Below are 216 nucleotides of genomic sequence, written 5' to 3' on the forward strand. Positions count from 1 at the left end.
ACCCGGCCGGGGGTGGTCTCGTACGCATGTGCGTAACCCCCTGGTTGCGCAGTATGCCGAAGGGTGATCAAGCGCCTCAAGGGGATACGGGGGCGATCGCGGAGTCGACGGGAAGCCGTCGGGTATCTGTGACACCACCGCCGCAACTCCGTTACCTGATCGACGGACAGGCGGTCGCGGGCGGGGTGCGGGCGCGTGCGCGGGCCGGTGCGCCGA

The sequence above is a fragment of the Streptomyces prasinopilosus genome (genome assembly GCF_001419695.1).
GTDB lineage: Bacteria > Actinomycetota > Actinomycetes > Streptomycetales > Streptomycetaceae > Streptomyces > Streptomyces prasinopilosus.